Below are 16,471 nucleotides of genomic sequence, written 5' to 3'. Positions count from 1 at the left end.
GCTTGACGCAATCGGACACCCGATGTCAGTCTGCTATCCGAACGATCGGTTGATTAACTGTCACCGACTGACTGGCAAAGGGGCCAACCGTGACCATCAGCTACTGGTCTCCGGCGCTCGAAACCGCCGCGCCTGAGGAGATCCGGCGCCTGCAGGAGGACGGGCTGCGGCACACGTTGCGGACCGCGTTGCGGGTCCCGCACTACCGTGGCCGGTTCGCCGAGGCAGGGGTCGACGTCGCCGCGGTTCGAACGGTGGACGACCTGCAGGCCATCCCCTTCATGGACAAGGCGCAACTACGCGAACTGCAGCCATGGGGAGTGCAAGCCGCTGCGCGGGCCGACATCGTCCGGCTGAACGCCACCACCGGCACCACCGGACTGCCCTGCAACATTGCCTTCACCCGCCAGGATCTTGACAACATCGGCGAACTGGGCGCGCGAAACCTCACCGCCATGGGCGTGCGGCGCGACGACATCGCCTGGCAGTGTTATGGCTACGGGCTGTGGATCGGCGGCAGTTCCCTCGACCGTGCCTACGAACAAGCTGGTGTCACCGCGTTCCCGGCAGGGCCGGGCAGGACGTCGCTCGCGATCCAGCGCCTGCGGGACCTCGGCGTCACCGTCATCTCCTGCACGCCGACCTTCGGCCTGTTGCTGATCGAACGGGCCCGGGAGGCAGGCATCGACCCGGCCGCCGACTGGCGCCTGCGGATCGGGATCTTCGGCGGCGAAACCATGAGCCGCGCTGCGATGGCCCGGTTGTCCGGGTCGATGCCGCCCGGCTTCCGCCCGCACAACACTTACGGCACCACCGAACTGGGCGGCCCGTTCGTGGCGGGCACTTGTGAGTACTCGCGCGAACAGGGCACGTTTCACGTCTGGTCCGACCACTATCTGATCGAGATCATCGACCCGGAGTCCGGAAAGACGATCACGGAACCGGACGTGCTGGGCGAACTCGTGGTCACGACGCTGCGCCGGGAAGGTTCACCGATGGTGCGGTGGCGCACCCGTGACCTCACCTCCTGGGCACCGGACGCCTTCGACTGCCCGTGCGGCCGTCGCGGACATCCGAAGATCAGCTGGATCTCCGGTCGCAGCGACGACGTCCTCAAGGTCCGCGGCAGTCTCGTGATGCCTTCCCAGGTGGAGGACGTCGTGTCCGCGATGGCCGGCATTGGGGCGGGCTGGCAGCTGGTGGTGGACAAGGATCCGGATGGTCTGCGGGCCACGGAGGCCACGGTCGTGGTCGAGATCGCCGACGACCTGCGTGAGACCGCAGTGCCCGAGCTGGCCGGCCGGCTGCGGGACCGCCTGGGCATCCGGCTGCCCGTAGTCGCCGTAGGCCATCGGGAGTTGCCTCGCTACGAGGGCAAGGCGCGGCGAGTACTTACCCTCGAGGAGTTCGCCGCGGTCGCTCCATTGGTCGACCTCGGCGCGGCGACAACACCGGTGACGACGTGACCCAGGTCCTCCGACGCACTGAGGGATCGGTCGGGCATGTCCTGCTGAACCGGCCGGCAGCGCGCAACGCGGTCACCGTCGAACTCGCGCGTGAGCTTGCCGCCGCGGTCGAAGCCTTGGCGCACGAGGTGCGGGTCATCGTGATTCGAGGCGCCGGGGTGGACTTCTGCGCCGGCGGGGACGTGGGTGCCCTCGCGGAGTTGCACGAGCGTGGCCGCGCGGCGATGGCCGAGCTGTTCACGGAGTTCCGGCGTGCGCTCACTGCCATCACGTCCGCACCGGTTCCCGTGATCGCCGCCGTGCACGGCCACGCCGTTGCCGGCGGGTTCGAGCTGATGCAAGCCTGCGACATCGCGGTGGTGCGCACCGACGCCCGGATCTCGGACATCCACAGCCGCTTCGGACAGGTTCCCGGAGGAGGCAGCACGCAGCGCCTGCCTCGCATCATCGGGCGCCAGCGCGCGATGGGGCTGATCCTGACCGGCGACGAAATCAGTGGCAGGCAAGCGGTCGAGTGGGGGCTGGCGTACCGGTCCGCCGAACCCGACCGGTTCGACGAAGAGGTCGACGCTCTCGTCGAGCGACTGGTGGCCAACCCGCCAGCCGCGATGGCGCACAGCAAGTACCTCGTCGACCGCGCCCTCGAGCATCCGCTCGACGCGGGGCTCCTGGCCGAGACCACGCACGTACTCGACCACCTCGAGGCCGAGGGCGACGCGGCCTTCGGTGCCTTCACCCGACGAAAGGCGACTACATGACTGCGGTGATCGCGGAAGGCGATGTCCTGCTCGACATCGCCGACGGAATCGCCACCCTCCGGATGAACCGGCCCGACGTGGCCAACGGGATGTCCGTGGATTTCCTGCGCTCTTTCTATGAGGCCATGATGGCGTGCCACCGCCGGGCCGGCCTGCGGGCGCTGATCATCAGCGGCAATGGCAAGCACTTCAGCGGCGGCGGGGACGTGCGCGACTTCGCGTCGAAAGGGCCCGATCTGCCGGACTACCTCCGCGAGGTCACCTCGTGGCTGCAGGTATCGGTTTCGGCCATGATGCGGTTGCCGGCCCCGGTAATCGCCGCGGTGCACGGATTCGCGGCAGGCGGTGGCGGGTTCGGACTGGTGTGCGCGGCCGACTTCGTGATCGCCGCGGAGAGCGCTCGCTTCCTGCCCGCGGCCACCACCGTCGGAATGGCGCCCGACGCGGGCACGACGGTGACACTCAGCCGGATCGTCGGGATTCGCAAGGCGATGGAAATCGTGCTGACCAACCCGCGACTGACCGCGGCGGAGGCGCACGCGCTCGGCATCGTCACCGAGGTCGTGCCCGACGCCCAGCTCGGCAAACGGGCCCTCGACCTGGCATGCACGCTGGCCGCCGGCGCCCCGAAGGCGATCGCGGCGACGAAACGCCTGATGTGGGACGGTGTCGGGCGATCCGTCGAAGACGCACTGCCCGACGAAGCGCGTACCGTCGCCGAGCTGTCCGGTACCGCCGACGCGCGGGAGGGGCTCGCCGCGGTGATCGAGCGCCGCGAACCGACCTTCACCGGCCGATGAACGGCCGGTTCGCAGGGCAGCGGGCGGTGGTCACCGGGGCCGCGAGCGGCATCGGGGCGGCGATCGCAAGACGGCTCGCGGAGGAAGGGGCCTGCGTGCTTGTCGCCGATATCGATGCGGATGGAGCGGCCACGACGGCCGCGGAGATCGGCGGGACCGCGGTCACCCTGGATGTCACCGACCCCCGGGCCGTGCACGAGGCGCTGGGCGGCGAGCCGTTCGACGTCCTGGTCAACAACGCCGGACTGGATGACTTCGGCTGGTTCACCGAGATAGCGCCCGAGCGTTGGAGTCGTGTGCTGGCGGTCAATGTCGAGGGCGTGCTCGCCTGCACCCAGGCCGTGCTTCCCGGCATGCAAACCCGCGGGTACGGCCGCATCGTCACGGTGACCTCGGAGGCCGGCCGGATCGGCGCCAAGGCCAACGCCGTGTACGCCACCAGCAAGGCCGCCCTGACCGGGTTCACCAAGTCGATCGCGCGGGAGAACGCGAGGTTCGCGATCACCGCCAACTGTGTCGCGCCCGGTCCCACGGAAACACCCATGGTGCAAGCGATCCGAGACAAGGGTGAGCGTGGCGACGCGGTGCTCGCAGCCATGATCGCCGGCACCCAGCTCGGCCGGCTCGGCTCGCCCGAGGAGATCGCGGCCGCTGTTGCCTTCCTCGCCTCCCCGGAGGCTTCCTACATCACCGCGGAGACGCTCGGTGTCTCCGGCGGCATGGGCCTCGGTGCGTAAGCGCGCCGCGCGAATTGTCACTGCCACTGCCAGCAAGGAGTTTTCGTCATGACGCAGACCCCAAGCACGATGGTCTTCGCCGAACCCCGCGCGTTCGGCTCGGTCGAGGAGGAGCGCCTGGACCGCAAGCAACGGCTCGCTGTCGCGTTGCGGGTGTTCGCCCGGTTCGGCTTCGACATGGGGGTGGCCGGCCACATCACCGCCCGCGATCCCGAATACCCGGACCGGTTCTGGGTCAACCCGTTCGGGCTGCACTTCGGCGCGATGCGGGCGTCCGACCTGATCCTGGTCGACCACGACGGCCGGGTCGTGGAAGGCGACGGGATCCTCAACACCGCCGCGTTCCGGATCCACTCGGAGGTGCATGCCGCCCGGCCCGACGTAGTCGCGGCCGCGCATGCGCACAGCGTCTACGGATCTGCCTGGTCGGCGATGAACCGTCCACTGCAGCCGCTCACCAACGAAGGCTGCATGTTCTTCGAGGACCACGTGATCCACAACGACCACACCGGCGTGACGCTCGAGGACCTCAAGGCCAAGGCGATCGCGCAGGATCTTGGCCCGCATCGCGCGGCGGTGCTGCGCAACCACGGCGTGGTGACCGTCGGGCAGAGCGTCGACGAGGCCGCGTGGTGGTTCATCGCGTTCGAGCACAGCGCACGGGTGCAGTTCCTCGCCGAATCCGCGGGGGCGCCGCAGCCGGCCGAACCGGAGGACGCGCGGACCGTGCGCGACACCATGGGCACACCCCGGGCGGCCTGGTTCAGCTTCCAGCCGCTGTACCAGGAGATCGTCCGCAACCAGCCCGACGTCCTCGACTGAGCGCACCCGCAATCAGGCCCAAAGGAGTGCCGATGCCCGACCAACCCGCCAGTCCGCCCCCGCACAGCCCGCTCCCTGCCACCGTGACCCCGCAGATGCGGCGCGTCGCGTGGGCCAGCTTGGTCGGCACCACCATCGAGTGGTACGACTTCCTGGTCTTCGCCGCCGTCGCGGGGCTGGTTTTCGACAAGCTGTTCTTTCCCAGCCTGGCACCAGGTTCGGCGCTGCTCGCGTCGTTCGCCACGGTCGGGATCAGCTTCCTGGCCCGGCCGCTGGGCGGCATAGTTGCCGGGCATCTCGGTGATCTCTACGGGCGCCGGGCCATGCTCGTCGCGACGCTGGTTCTGATGGGTGGTTCGACGACGGCCATCGGCCTGCTTCCCGGCTACGGCGCAATTGGGGTCGCCGCCCCCGTGCTGCTGGTCGTATTGCGCTTCCTGCAAGGGATTTCCGCGGGCGGGGAATGGGGCGGCGCCGCCTTGCTGGCTGTCGAGCACGCGCCGTCGGGGCGCCGCGGCCTGTTCGGCTCGTTCCCTCAGCTCGGTGGGCCGTTCGGCCTGGTGCTCGCCAACCTGGTGCTGCTGGCCGTATCGACGGCTACGACACCGGCGCAGTTCGTCGTCTGGGGCTGGCGCATCCCGTTCCTGCTCAGCGTCGTGTTGATCGGGGTGGGGCTCGTGATCCGTGCCCGGGTGGGGGAGACCCCGGTGTTCGCCGAGCTGCGCCGGACCAAGGCGCGTCGCAGTGCGCCGCTTGCGGTGTTGTTGCGCAGCCACCTCCGCGCGGTCGTCGTCGCGACGGCGCTGTTCGTCGGGGTCAATCTCTGCGGCTACATTCTGATCGCGTTCATCAGCTCGTACGGGACGCGCACGCTGCACGTGAGTCGTTCGGCCATGTTGCTGGTCGGTGTGGCGGGAGCGCTGTCCTGGGGATTGTGGACAGTGATCGGAGCCCGGTGGTCCGACCGGCTCGGGCGGCGCCGTACCTATCTGCTCGGCACGGTCGCGCTTGCGGTGTGGTCGTTCCCGATGTTCCTTCTTCTCGATACCGGTTCGCTGCCGTGGATGCTGCTCGCGGTGTTCGGGCTCGCGTTCGGGCTCGGCCTCACCTATGGCCCGCAGGCCGCCGCATACGCCGAACTTTTCCCTGCGGCCGTGCGGTACAGCGGGGCGTCGCTGGCCTACGCCCTCGGTGCTGTGATCGGTGGCGGCTTCGCCCCGCTGGCGGCGGCTTGGCTTCTCGCCAGGACCGGCAGCTCGCTCTCGGTCTCGGCCTACATGGTCGTCGGTTGCGTGATCACCTTCGCCGGTGTGCTCGCGTGGACGGAGCGGCCGATGCGCGAAAGGGAGGAATCAGTGTCCACAGTAGACAAAGCTGGTGCGGAGGTGGCCGGGTGAACGACGCGGTGATCGTGGCGGCGGTACGCACGCCGGTGGGCAAGGGCAAGACCGGTGGCGCACTGGCCGCGGTCCATCCCGCAGACTTGCTCGCGGGTGTGCTGCGGACCGTCGTTGAGCGGGCGGGCATCGACCCCGCGCTCGTTGACGACGTCATCGTCGGCTGTGTGCAGCAGGTCGGCGACCAGTCGGGCAACATCGCCCGCACCGCGGCGCTCGCGGCCGGCCTGCCGGAGTCGGTGCCGGCCACGACGATCAACCGGCAGTGCGGGTCGAGTCAGCAGGCCGCCGCGTTCGCCGCACAGGGTGTGCTGGCCGGAGCGTACGACGTCGTCATCGCCGCCGGCGTCGAATCGATGAGCACGATCCCGCTCGGCAGCGCCCGGCCGACGAGCATGGGCGAACGGCACCCGATTCGTTATCCCGAGGGCCTGGTGCATCAGGGGATCTCCGCCGAACTCGTTGCCACGCGGTGGAAACTCGACCGTGCGGAGCTCGACGAGTTCAGCGCCGAGTCGCACCGGCGCGCTGCCGCGGCATGGCAGGCGGGTGACTTCGCGGCCGAGGTGGTCCGGGTGCCCGAGGCACCCGGCCTCGTCGTCGACGAAACGGTTCGCCCGGATACGACGGCCGATGCGCTCGCCCGGCTGAGACCGTCGTTCCGGACCGGCGAGATGGCCGTCCGGTTTCCCGATATCGAATGGAAGGTCACCCCGGGTAACTCGTCGCCGTACACCGATGGCGCCTCCGCGGTGCTGATCATGAGCGAGCGCATGGCCCGATCCCTCAGGGTGCGGGCCCGGGCCCGGTTCCACGCCTTCTCGGTCGTCGGGGACGACCCGCTGCTGATGCTCACCGGACCCATCCCGGCCACCCGCAAGGTGCTTGAGCGGGCCGGGATGAGCATCGGCGAACTCGACGCCTACGAACTCAACGAGGCGTTCGCGTGCGTTCCGCTCGCCTGGCTGCGCGAAGTGGGCGCGGACCCGGCACGCCTGAACATTCGCGGTGGCGCGATCGCGCTCGGCCACGCGCTCGGCTCGTCCGGGACGAGGCTGCTCGTGACCCTGCTCAACGTCCTGGAGTCCACTGGCGGCCGCTTTGGCTTGCAGACCATGTGCGAGGCGGGTGGCATGGCCAACGCGACGATCATCGAGAGGCTGTGACGATCGGGCGTGCTTCAGCCCGCCGCATCGGCGCCGAGTGCGCCCAGTACCGAAGCCGAGAGGGTGCGCGCGATGCGTTTCGTCGGCCATCGCAGGGTTTCCGACAGATCGACGATCACCCGTTCGTCGAAGATCGTGATCCAGATGAGCACCGCGTACTCGGTTTCCTGTGGCGGTATCGTGCCGTCTTCGACGATCTCCTCGATCGCCGGTTCGAGGATGCCGAACAGGGTCGAAGTCGGCGGGTCCGAGTCGTGGACCCGCGCCAGGAAGCCCTCGGCGCTGCGGATGTGCGTCGCCGCGCGCCCCCACAGCGCGGCGCACGCCGCCCAGCGCTCGCAGATGGCTTCGAACCTGCGGCGCCCGCGCGCGCGGGCGGACACGTTGCCGAGTTCGTCGACCAGTTCGTCGATCAGGCGGTAATAGAACTCGCGGTGGACTTCCTGGACGTCCGCGAAATGCCGGTAGACCGTGGCCGACGAGATGCCGGCTGCCCGCGCCAGATCCGGCAGCGTGAACGCGGTACCGCGCTCGGCGAGCAGCAGTGCCGCGGTGTCCAGCAGCCGGTCGCGCGTCTCGGCGCTGTCCCTGCGAATCCCCACCGAACGACGTGCCATGAATCCTCCTCGGGCTCATTGTGGCACGGCCACGACAAGGAGTGAGCATGAGTGCGGAGCTGGTCCGGTACCGGACCGAGGACGACATCGCGGTGCTGACCATCAACCGGCCGGAGGCGAGCAACGCGCTGAACGCCGCGACCAGGGAACAGTTGCTCGCCGCGCTCGCCGCCATGGATGCGGATGCGGCTGTGCGGGTCGGAGTGCTGACCGGCGCAGGGGAGCGGGCGTTCTGTGCCGGTGGCGACCTGCGCGAACTGGGCGAGGATCCCGAGCCGATGCGCCGGTTCGTTGACCGGCTGCGAGTACGGAAGCCGTTGATCGCCGCGGTCAACGGGGTGGCTTACGGCGCGGGTTTCCTGCTGTTGCAGGTGTGTGATCTCTGCGTGAGCTCGACAGGCGCGCGGTTCGCGGTGCCGGAAGTGAAGCTCGGCCGGTCTTTGTCCTGGGCGGCGGGGTTGCCGTGGTTGCTCCCGCCGCGTGCGGTGATGGAGCTGCTGCTCACTGGTGACCCCATCGGTGCAGAACGCGCCTACGAACTCGGTCTGGTCAACGCGGTGGTGCCGCCGGGCGATCTGCTCGGCGAAGCGTGCGCGCTGGCGCGCCGGGTCGCGGCCGGTGCGCCGTTGACCGCCCTGGCGGCGAAACAGATGGTCCGGCTGTCCTCGGCCGTCGAACTGCGACAGATGGCCGCAGAACTGGCGGCGTTGTGGCAACCGGTGCTCGACAGTGCGGACGCCCAGGAAGGCATCGAGGCGTTCCAGGCGCGGCGGCCAGCTCGCTGGTCCGGTCGATGAGGTTCGTTAAAACGATGAAAAGTTCTCTCTTCGTAGTTGACTGGATCTCGTCATCCTCCTAGCGTTCTCCTAACCAAATGGAGAAGATGTTCTCAACTCTCGCCTCTGGAGGCACTGGTGACAATCAGCCGAACGATGCGATTACCCGCCGCTCTCGCGGCGACACTGCTTGTCGGCGCTTGCGGCACCGCTCCGTCTGGCACGAGTTCTTCCCTGGCAGGCAAGGACACCTACCAGATCGGCGTGTTGCAGGTGGCCGAGGCGACGGTGCTGGGCGACACCGTGGCGGCCTTCGAGCGCAAGCTCACCGCTCTGCTGGCGCCGAAGAAGGTCACCTTCGATTTCAAGAACGCCCAGGGCGATCAGAGCCTGATCAGCGGTATCGCTCGTGACTTCGCCGGGTCGGATGACGATGCCTTCGCGGTCATCGGGACCCCGGCGGTGATCGCGCTCGCTCAGCAGGTTCGTGACCGGCCGATCTTCGCGATCGCGATGGGTGATCCGGTGGGCAGCGGCGTCGCCAAGTCGCTCACGGCACCGGGAGGCAACGTAACCGGCAGTATCGACTACATCGACCCGGCCCTGTTGCTCGACCAGATCCTGAAGGTCGGCCCCGCGCCCACGCGCATCGGCACCGTCTACGACCCGTCGAACAAGAACATGCAGGTGTGGGTAGAAGCGCTCCGCAAGGCGGCGGCGTCGCACCCCGGACTGTCCCTTGTGGAGTCGTCGATCTCCGAGGCCGGCGACGTGCCAACGGGTGCGCGCGGTCTCGTCGGCAGGGCGGACGCGATCCTGATCGGACCGGACGCGACAGTCTTCGCGGGGCTCGCTGCGGTGGGCTCGACGGCGGCAGCGGCGAAGTTGCCGGTCTACGTGTGCGGTGGTGACGCCAGTGTCCCGGGCATCCTCGCCAGCATCGGGCCGAACTATCCGGTGGTCGGGGAGCTGGCGGCCGAGCCGGCGGCGAAGGTGCTGGCCGGTGCGAAGCCCGGCGAGATCGCTTTCGGACAGCCGAGCGGTGTCGAATTCGAGTTCAACAGGACCACAATGGACAGTCTCCGCGTGACCGTCCCCCAGGACATCCTGGCCAAGGCGGCCGTCAAATGATCGGCGACATCATACTCGACACCCTGGTCACGGGGCTGCCCATGGTGCCGGTCTTTCTCGGGATCTACACGGTGTTCCGGGTGCGCGCCGACTTCGACCTGACTGTCGAGGGCAGTTTCGCGCTCGGCGGCGCCGTCACGGCGATAGCCGCGGCGTCCGGGCTGCCGCCGCTGGCCGCACTGCCGCTGGGTGCTCTCGCCGGCGGCGCGGCCGGACTCCTGACCGCGGGTCTGCACCAGTGGTTACGAGTACCGGTGCTGCTGGCCGGCCTGGTGATGAGCATCGGACTGTTCAGCGTCACGCTGCACGTGCTCGGCGCGCCCACCCTGAGCCTGCTGACCGCCGGCACCCTCACGACCGCCGTGACCGGGTTCGGCGGCTCTGCCGATCTGGCGATCTCGGCGGTGCTGGGCCTGATCGTGCTGGTGGTACTGGCCGGCTATGCCCTGCTCATGCGGACCGAGATCGGTCTCGCGCTGCGGGCCAGCGGCGTCAACGCCGGTATGGCCCGCAGTCAGGGTGTCAACGATCGCGCGGTTCTCGCGCTCGCCTTGTTCCTGTCCAACGCGCTGGCCGGTCTCGGCGCCGGGCTGCTGGTGCAGACACAGGGCTACGCGGACGTGAACATGGGCGTCGGGGTCTTCGTCTCCGGCGTGGGCGCGGTCCTGCTGGGTGAGCTGCTGCTCCGGCCGTCCGGTTCGAAAGTCTTCCGGATCGTCGCCTGTGTGCTTGCCGGAACCTTGCTCTACCGGCTGATTCTCGTGGGCGCGCTCCGAATCGGGCTGCCCGCGGGCGATTTGCGTGGTGTCACCGCACTCACCCTGGTCATCGCGGTCGCGGCCGAACGCTACCTCGGCGGGGTGTTCCGGAAGGTCCGGGTGGCGAATTTCATACCCGCGGCGAGGAGGGCTTACTGATGCTCGAACTCGATGAAGTCAACCTGATCTACAACCGCGGCCGGGTGGACGAGGTGGTCGCACTGCGCGGCCTCTGTCTCACCGTTCACACCGGACAGTTCGCGACCGTCATCGGCAGCAACGGCGCGGGCAAGAGCAGCGTCGTGCGAACGATCTCCGGCGCCGCGCGCCCGACGAGCGGACGGGTCCGCATCGGCGGTCGGGACGTCACCGGGTGGCCGGACTACCGCCGCGCGGGGGTGGTCGCCCGGGTCTTCGACGACCCGCGTGCCGGTAGCGCGCCGGAACTGAGCATTGAGGACAACCTCGCCCTCGCGATGAGCCGAGGGCGTCGCCGCACCCTGCGGTTCGCCTTGTCGGCGAAACGCCGTACCCGGATGCGGGAACGACTGGCGCTGCTCGGGCTCGGCCTGGAGAACCGTCTCACCGACCGCGTCGGACTGCTGTCGGCCGGGCAGCGGCAGAGCCTGACCATGGTGATGGCCGGGTTGAGCGCGCCCGAGGTCCTGCTGCTCGACGAGCACCTCGCGGCGCTGGATCCGGCGACCGCCGCCAAGGTGCTCGCACTCACCGAACAACTGGTCCGGGAAATGGGCTGCACCACCTTGATGATCACCCACAACATGGAACACGCGCTGGCAATGGGCGAGCGGCTGCTGGTGTTCAGCCGCGGCACGGTCATCGCCGACCTCGACGCGGCGACGAAGGACGCGACGAGCCCCACCGGCCTCGTCGACCTGATCAGCGCTTCCGGGGACGCGGTCAGCGACCGGCTCTTGCTCGGCGACCAGACGGAGGTCAACCTATGACATCGGGTGACATCGCGCCCCCCGCCACCTTCTACGGCAGCGGGGAGCGGTTCGCCACTCTGGACGAGATCACCGACGCCGCTCGCGAGACCCTGCCGGCCGACGTGTGGGACTTTTTGGCCGGTGGCGCCGGCGACGAGTCCACTATGCGTGCGAACCGGAAGGCGTTCGAGCGGTGGACGTTCCTGCCGCGGGCGATGAGCGGCGCGGAAGTGCCCTCGACGTGGACATCGTTTCTCGGTGTGGACCTGAGCATGCCGGTGCTCACCGCGCCATTTGGCGCGGACGCGCTCTTCCATCCCGAGGGTCAGCGTGCGGTCGCGAGGGCGAACGACGCCGAGGGCGTCGCGAGCATCGTGCCGGAAGCGGGCAGTCACTCGCTGGAGGATGTGCGCGCGGCCGCACCGGCCGCAGCGATGATCGCGCAGCTGCACCCGATGGGTCCGGAAACGAACTTCCGGGCGATGATCGCCCGGGCAGCGGATTGCGGGTACCGGGCGCTGTGCGTGACGGTCGACTGCCCCACGGGTGGTTGGCGGGAACGTAACCTGCGCAACCGGTTCGCGCCCGACCCGGCCATCATCACGGGCAATTACCGGGCTGCCGGCTCGCCCGAACCGCAGGAGGTGTTCGGGCAACTGTTCGACCGGACCGAACCGGTGTGGAGCTGGGACCGGCTGGCCGAGGCGACCGCCGATTCCCCGTTGCCCTGGTTCGCCAAGGGAATCCTCACCGGAGCCGACGCCGAATCAGCGGTCGCCGCCGGCGCCGCCGGCATCCTCGTGTCGAACCACGGCGGTCGCCAGCTCGACGGTGCGCCGGCCGCGTTGGACCAGCTGCCGGAAGTCGTGCAGGCGGTGGCGGGGCGCGCGCAAGTCGCACTGGACAGCGGAATCCGCCGCGGCGCGGACGTGGCGAAGGCGCTGGCACTAGGGGCCGATGTCGTGATCGTCGGCAGGCTCGCCGCCTACGGTCTCGCGGCCGCGGGCGAAGCCGGCGTCCGCCGGGTGCACCAGCTGATCCGGGCGGAGCTCGTCACCGTGCTCACGCTGCTCGGCCGGGGCGGGGTGCGGGACCTTGACGCGGGCGCGGTCCGGCGGTCGCGATCGTGATCCGTCGGGTTCCCGGGCAGAGCCCCGCGTTCGCGGGCGCGGTCGCCGCGGCCGGTCTCGTGTTCACTTCCGGTTTGGTCAGTCCGGCCGTTCTGGCGGGCGAACCGCGTGCTCTGGGCGAGCAGGCGGCCGACGTCTTTGAGCTTCTGCGGCACACGCTGGCCGAGCATGGCTGTGTTCTCGGCGATGTCGTTGCCCTGACGGCGTTCCTGGCTTGCGAGGCGGAACCGTCCACATGGGACTCCGCCTTCACCGTGGCATTCCCTGCCGATCCCCCGGCTCGCACCACGGTGACGTGTGGATTCGTCGTCCCGGGTGTTTCGCTGGAGATCTCGGCCATCGCCGCCGTGACGCGGAGAGGTGTGGAGTTTCCATGACCGAACGGATCGTCGAGGTTCTGCGCTCGCTCGTCGCCTTCGATACCACCTCCCGAAACTCCAACCTCGCGCTCATCGACTGGGCCGGGGACCGCCTCGCCGCGGCCGGCGCACGGCTGCGCCACACCTATGACGACACCGGTCGCAAGGCCAACCTGCTGGCCTGCTTCGGCCCTGAGACCGGCGGCGGTGTGGTGCTGTCGTCGCACACCGACGTCGTGCCCGTCGACGGTCAGGACTGGACGACCGATCCCTTCACCCTCACCGAGCGCGGTGACCTGCTCGTCGGCCGGGGTGTCGTGGACATGAAGGGCTTCCTGGCGGCCTGCCTGGTGGCGGCCGACGGTTGGGCGGACGGGTCCCTGCGGCGGCCGGTGCACGTGGCACTCACTTACGACGAGGAGATCGGCTGTCTAGGGGTGCCCAGCCTCGTGGACGATCTGGTCGCATCGGTCCCGCGGCCGGACTGCGTGATCGTGGGCGAGCCGACGGGGATGCGGATAGCCGACCGCCACCGCGGCTACCTGGGTTTCCGCAGCAGGTTCGCCGGCCGGGCCGCGCACTCGGGCGATCCGGAGAAGGGCGTGAGCGCGATCGAGGCTGCGGCCCGGTTCGTGCTGGCGCTGGGCGACCTTCCGGCCGGGCTCGACATCCCCGGGACGACCGTCTGTGTCGGTCGCGTCGAGGGCGGCACCGGGGTCAACGTCGTACCGGAGAGCTGCGATGTGTCGTGGGAGATCCGTCCCGCCGCAGCGGCCGATGTCGAGCACGTTCGCCGCACGGCCGCGGCGCTCGTCTCCCGGGCGGTGCCCAGCGGCCATCCACCGCGGACCGAGGAGACCCTCGCCATGCCACCGCTCCCGCCGCGGCTCGGCAACGCGGCGATCGATCTCGCCGGTGCCTTCGGCGGCGCACTTCCTCTCGCCGAGATCCCGTTCGGCACCGAGGCCGGCTTCTTCGATGCCGCCGGTCTGCCCACCGTGGTCTGCGGTCCGGGATCGATCGAACAGGCACATCGTCCCGATGAAGCGATTCCGCGCTCCGAGCTGGCGAATGCGCAGGCATTTTTCCGCCGACTGACCGAATGGGCCGAAACGGCACCCACTGCGACGGGGGCACGATCGTGACTGAACGGACCATCGCCGCCACCAGCACCTCGCCGCACCGGGCGATCGCCGCCGCGGCTATCGGCAACCTGTTGGAGGCCTACGACTTCGCCGTCTACGGATACTTCGCCGTGACGCTGTCGCGGTTGTTCTTTCCCACCGGCGACGCCACCACCTCACTGCTGCTGACGGTGGCCACGTTCGGCGTCGGGTTCGTGATGAGGCCGCTCGGCGCGATCGTGCTCGGCACCCTCGCGGATCGACGGGGTAGGAAGGCAGCGCTGTCGGTGACAATCGTGTCGATGGCGGTGGGAACCGCCGTCCTCGGCGTCGCACCGACCTACGCCCAGATCGGCGCCTGGGCACCCGCGCTGGTCGTGGCGGCCCGGCTGGTCCAGGGCTTCTCGGCGGGCGGTGAGGTCGGCACCGCGACGGTCTTCCTGACCGAGCACGCGCCGGAGGGGCGGCGCGGGTTCATCGCCAGCTGGCAGCAGGCCGGGCAGGCCGCCGCCCTCCTGCTCGGATCCCTGATGGGTGTCGTGCTGACCGCGGTGTTGTCCGCCCAGGCCCTGCAGAGCTGGGGATGGCGAATCCCGTTCCTGCTTGGGCTGCTCATCGGTCCGGTGGGCTTCTACCTGCGCTCACGAACGCACGAAAGCGCCGAGTTCACCGAGGCGCGGACGCAGATGGAGGTGAGCGGCCGGCGTTCGGTTCTGGCCGATACGCTGCGCCGGCATCCGCGCGCGGTAGCTACCGGCTTCGCGATCACCATCACGTGGACCGTGGCCACCTACTTCTTCCTGGTGTACCTGCCCACCTACGCCCAGCGGGCGCTGCACCTGAGCGCGACGTCGGCGCTCGTCGCCACCAGCGCCGGCCCGCTCGTGGTCGTGGTGCTCGCGCCGATGTTCGGCGCGCTCTCGGATCGGATCGGGCGCCGCCGGCTGCTGTTGGGGGGCGCCACGGTGATCGTGCTGCTGACCTATCCGGCAATGGCGCTGCTCAAGGTCTTCCCGGGCGCCTGGTCCGTGCTGGTCTTCCAGATCGTGTTCGCAATCCCGATCGCGGCGTTCACTGGCCCGGCGCCGGCGGCGATGGCCGAAGTGTGTCCGCCGCAGGTCCGGTCAACCACGGTGTCCGTCGGCTACAACCTCGCCGTGGCACTGTTCGGCGGATTCGCCCCGTTCATCGTCACGTGGCTCGTCGCCGCGACCGGAAATGCCCTTTCCCCGGCCTGGTACGTCGTGGCGACCTGCGCCGTGAGCACCGTCCTCATCGCGGTCCTCTACTCAGGACGCGCCTACGCACAGATAACCGAACCGACCGCGGAGACAGCGTGACCACTACCCGACAGAATCCACTCGCCGATCACAGCCACGCTCCGCTCCAGGGCCGCCGTGCTCTGGTGACTGGCTCCGTCCGCGGGCTGGGCCTGGAGATCGCCCACGGCCTCGGCAGCGCCGGTGCCGAGGTCATCATCAACGGCCGCGTCGCCACCTCGGTGAACGCCGCCGTGGCGGAGTTGCGTGATCGAGGCCTCGCCGTCACCGGCTCCGCGTTCGATGTCACCAACCGGGACGCCGGCGGCACTCTGGCCGCACTCGGACCGATCGATGTCCTGGTCAACAACGTCGGCCATCGCGACAGACGCGGGCTGGACGCCCTCGACGCCGAAGCGCTGACGGCGATGCTGGACGCACACCTCGTCGCCGCCTACTCGCTCAGCCGAACCGTCGCCCGCGACCTCATCGCGCGCGGCGAACCCGGCCGTATCATCAACATTTCGTCGGTAGTCGGCCAACTCGGCCGTGCGGGCGACGTCGCCTACGCCACGGCCAAGGCAGGACTCGACGGACTCACCAGGGCCTTGGCAGCCGACCTCGGACCCCACGGAATCACCGTCAACTCGGTCGCGCCCGGTACCTTCGCCACCGACGTCAACGCCGAGCTGACCGAGGATCCCGAGTGGAACGCGTGGCTTCGCACCCGTACCGCGCTCGGTCGCTGGGGACGACCGCACGAGATCGCCGGCCTGGTGGTGTTTCTCGCCGGCGAAGGAGCTTCCTACCTCACCGGTCAGACCATCAACGTCGACGGCGGCATGACCACCCGTTTCTGAGTACGGGCCGTGCCACATGCGGGTCTGGGAGCGACTTGTCCGAAGAGCTCTGGGCGTCGCCCCGTCTCGGGCTGGTCGTTCCGTGCGGCTCAGCCCGGGAGCCTGGTCGTGCGTGATGTCCCCACGGTCGGCCGCCAGGGGCCTGGCTCGCAGCCGAGCGAACCCGCGATGATCACGAACCAGGAGCCGGGTTCGAGGTGGTCGCGGACGGCCTGCAGCAGCGGCAACAGGCCGCCCCCTTGAGGTCACCGCCGCGCCGAGTGCGTCCGGGTCGATGGCGTCCGCCGAGCCGCGGACCGGCAATCCGGCGGCGATACACGGCAAGCCGGACCGTGCCGGGTATCGCGGCGATCGCGCTCTT

At 69.4% G+C, this 16,471-nt stretch carries 17 protein-coding genes; 16 read left to right on the top strand and 1 reads right to left on the bottom strand.

The features are described from left to right. Positions 1–89 precede the first annotated feature (89 nt). Genes AMYBE_RS41915 through AMYBE_RS0118215 form a run of 7 tightly spaced genes read left to right on the top strand, consistent with a single transcriptional unit; the run spans position 90 to position 7,146 of the window. Positions 90–1,466 (top strand): phenylacetate--CoA ligase family protein, encoded by a 1,377-nt coding sequence (locus tag AMYBE_RS41915; RefSeq protein WP_020660834.1) that lies wholly within the window; start codon positions 90–92, stop codon positions 1,464–1,466. Beyond that, positions 1,463–2,224: an enoyl-CoA hydratase/isomerase family protein gene (locus tag AMYBE_RS0118240; RefSeq protein ID WP_020660833.1), complete on the top strand. Its 762-nt coding sequence runs from the start codon at positions 1,463–1,465 to the stop codon at positions 2,222–2,224. Before AMYBE_RS41915 ends, AMYBE_RS0118240 begins: the two co-directional genes overlap by 4 nt. After that, entirely contained in the window at positions 2,221–3,024 is an 804-nt protein-coding gene (locus tag AMYBE_RS0118235; RefSeq protein WP_020660832.1) for an enoyl-CoA hydratase/isomerase family protein, read from the top strand. Before AMYBE_RS0118240 ends, AMYBE_RS0118235 begins: the two co-directional genes overlap by 4 nt. Further along, positions 3,021–3,761 (top strand): SDR family NAD(P)-dependent oxidoreductase, encoded by a 741-nt coding sequence (locus AMYBE_RS0118230; protein ID WP_020660831.1) that lies wholly within the window; start codon positions 3,021–3,023, stop codon positions 3,759–3,761. Before AMYBE_RS0118235 ends, AMYBE_RS0118230 begins: the two co-directional genes overlap by 4 nt. Before the next feature lie 48 nt (positions 3,762–3,809). Beyond that, positions 3,810–4,583 carry a class II aldolase/adducin family protein gene (locus AMYBE_RS0118225; RefSeq protein ID WP_034287095.1) on the top strand — a complete coding sequence of 258 codons (774 nt, stop codon included), beginning with the start codon at positions 3,810–3,812 and terminating at the stop codon, positions 4,581–4,583. Between the two features lie 32 nt (positions 4,584–4,615). Further along, the gene (locus tag AMYBE_RS0118220) at positions 4,616–5,980 is read left to right on the top strand and encodes an MFS transporter (protein WP_020660829.1); all 1,365 of its coding nucleotides are present in this window, start codon (positions 4,616–4,618) and stop codon (positions 5,978–5,980) included. Further along, entirely contained in the window at positions 5,977–7,146 is a 1,170-nt protein-coding gene (locus tag AMYBE_RS0118215; protein ID WP_020660828.1) for a thiolase family protein, read from the top strand. Before AMYBE_RS0118220 ends, AMYBE_RS0118215 begins: the two co-directional genes overlap by 4 nt. 14 nt (positions 7,147–7,160) lie before the next feature. Here the strand turns inward: AMYBE_RS0118215 and AMYBE_RS0118210 are convergent, their stop codons facing one another. After that, complete coding sequence (locus AMYBE_RS0118210; protein WP_020660827.1) at positions 7,161–7,763, bottom strand: TetR/AcrR family transcriptional regulator; 603 nt, start codon at positions 7,761–7,763, stop codon at positions 7,161–7,163. 47 nt (positions 7,764–7,810) lie between these two features. Between AMYBE_RS0118210 and AMYBE_RS0118205 the strand changes: the two genes are divergently transcribed. From AMYBE_RS0118205 to AMYBE_RS0118165, 9 genes are read left to right on the top strand one after another with little or no spacing between them, the layout of a single operon-like run. Continuing rightward, the gene (locus tag AMYBE_RS0118205; RefSeq protein ID WP_020660826.1) at positions 7,811–8,560 is read left to right on the top strand and encodes an enoyl-CoA hydratase/isomerase family protein; all 750 of its coding nucleotides are present in this window, start codon (positions 7,811–7,813) and stop codon (positions 8,558–8,560) included. Positions 8,561–8,596: 36 nt separating this feature from the next. Then, a complete protein-coding gene (locus AMYBE_RS0118200; protein WP_211226829.1) occupies positions 8,597–9,670 on the top strand; it encodes an ABC transporter substrate-binding protein in 1,074 nt (357 codons plus the stop codon). Further along, complete coding sequence (locus AMYBE_RS0118195) at positions 9,667–10,587, top strand: ABC transporter permease subunit (RefSeq protein ID WP_020660824.1); 921 nt, start codon at positions 9,667–9,669, stop codon at positions 10,585–10,587. Before AMYBE_RS0118200 ends, AMYBE_RS0118195 begins: the two co-directional genes overlap by 4 nt. Further along, positions 10,587–11,396 (top strand): ABC transporter ATP-binding protein, encoded by an 810-nt coding sequence (locus AMYBE_RS0118190; RefSeq protein ID WP_020660823.1) that lies wholly within the window; start codon positions 10,587–10,589, stop codon positions 11,394–11,396. Before AMYBE_RS0118195 ends, AMYBE_RS0118190 begins: the two co-directional genes overlap by 1 nt. Further along, the gene (locus tag AMYBE_RS0118185; protein ID WP_020660822.1) at positions 11,393–12,508 is read left to right on the top strand and encodes an alpha-hydroxy acid oxidase; all 1,116 of its coding nucleotides are present in this window, start codon (positions 11,393–11,395) and stop codon (positions 12,506–12,508) included. Before AMYBE_RS0118190 ends, AMYBE_RS0118185 begins: the two co-directional genes overlap by 4 nt. Continuing rightward, positions 12,505–12,885: a RidA family protein gene (locus AMYBE_RS0118180; protein WP_020660821.1), complete on the top strand. Its 381-nt coding sequence runs from the start codon at positions 12,505–12,507 to the stop codon at positions 12,883–12,885. Before AMYBE_RS0118185 ends, AMYBE_RS0118180 begins: the two co-directional genes overlap by 4 nt. Further along, the gene (argE, locus tag AMYBE_RS0118175) at positions 12,882–14,012 is read left to right on the top strand and encodes an acetylornithine deacetylase (RefSeq protein ID WP_020660820.1); all 1,131 of its coding nucleotides are present in this window, start codon (positions 12,882–12,884) and stop codon (positions 14,010–14,012) included. Before AMYBE_RS0118180 ends, argE begins: the two co-directional genes overlap by 4 nt. Further along, positions 14,009–15,331 (top strand): MFS transporter, encoded by a 1,323-nt coding sequence (locus tag AMYBE_RS0118170; RefSeq protein WP_211226828.1) that lies wholly within the window; start codon positions 14,009–14,011, stop codon positions 15,329–15,331. Before argE ends, AMYBE_RS0118170 begins: the two co-directional genes overlap by 4 nt. Then, positions 15,328–16,110: an SDR family oxidoreductase gene (locus AMYBE_RS0118165; RefSeq protein WP_020660818.1), complete on the top strand. Its 783-nt coding sequence runs from the start codon at positions 15,328–15,330 to the stop codon at positions 16,108–16,110. Before AMYBE_RS0118170 ends, AMYBE_RS0118165 begins: the two co-directional genes overlap by 4 nt. The last annotated feature ends 361 nt before the right edge of the window (positions 16,111–16,471 follow it).

Source organism: Amycolatopsis benzoatilytica AK 16/65, from assembly GCF_000383915.1.
GTDB lineage: Bacteria > Actinomycetota > Actinomycetes > Mycobacteriales > Pseudonocardiaceae > Amycolatopsis > Amycolatopsis benzoatilytica.
This window is presented reverse-complemented; position numbering and strand designations above follow the sequence as displayed.

Excerpts from the sequence above, each read along its gene's own strand:
- AMYBE_RS0118235 (WP_020660832.1), top strand. The coding sequence starts at position 2,221 with ATGACTGCGGTGATCGCGGAAGGCGATGTCCTGCTCGACATCGCCGAC.
- AMYBE_RS0118230 (WP_020660831.1), top strand. The coding sequence starts at position 3,021 with ATGAACGGCCGGTTCGCAGGGCAGCGGGCGGTGGTCACCGGGGCCGCG.
- AMYBE_RS0118225 (WP_034287095.1), top strand. The coding sequence starts at position 3,810 with ATGACGCAGACCCCAAGCACGATGGTCTTCGCCGAACCCCGCGCGTTC.
- AMYBE_RS0118220 (WP_020660829.1), top strand. The coding sequence starts at position 4,616 with ATGCCCGACCAACCCGCCAGTCCGCCCCCGCACAGCCCGCTCCCTGCC.
- AMYBE_RS0118210 (WP_020660827.1), bottom strand. The coding sequence starts at position 7,763 with ATGGCACGTCGTTCGGTGGGGATTCGCAGGGACAGCGCCGAGACGCGC.
- AMYBE_RS0118205 (WP_020660826.1), top strand. The coding sequence starts at position 7,811 with ATGAGTGCGGAGCTGGTCCGGTACCGGACCGAGGACGACATCGCGGTG.
- AMYBE_RS0118195 (WP_020660824.1), top strand. The coding sequence starts at position 9,667 with ATGATCGGCGACATCATACTCGACACCCTGGTCACGGGGCTGCCCATG.
- AMYBE_RS0118190 (WP_020660823.1), top strand. The coding sequence starts at position 10,587 with ATGCTCGAACTCGATGAAGTCAACCTGATCTACAACCGCGGCCGGGTG.
- AMYBE_RS0118185 (WP_020660822.1), top strand. The coding sequence starts at position 11,393 with ATGACATCGGGTGACATCGCGCCCCCCGCCACCTTCTACGGCAGCGGG.
- argE (WP_020660820.1), top strand. The coding sequence starts at position 12,882 with ATGACCGAACGGATCGTCGAGGTTCTGCGCTCGCTCGTCGCCTTCGAT.